Annotated in this window: 1 pseudogene; it reads left to right on the forward strand. The window is 61.2% G+C overall.

Annotation, left to right across the window (positions count from 1 at the left end):
• Positions 1-242: pseudogene (locus tag AC23MC_RS16530) on the forward strand (IS3 family transposase); the annotation flags it as partial.

A 242-nucleotide genomic window follows, 5' to 3' on the forward strand; every position in this document is an offset into this window, starting at 1 on the left:
TCAATCCCAACCAACTGTTCCACTGGCGCAAGCTCTACCAGGATGGCAGCCTCTCGGCGGTCAGTGCCGGTGAAGCGGTGGTGCCCGCTTCCGAGCTGGCCGATGCCCTCAAGCAGATCCGTGAACTGCAACGGATGCTGGGCAAGAAAACCATGGAGGCCGAGATCCTCAAGGAAGCGGTGGAGATCGCCCGCTCGCGAAAATGGATTGCGCACTGACCCTTGTTACCGGGGGACGACCAG

Source organism: Flavobacterium sp. T50_26 (assembly GCF_057652995.1).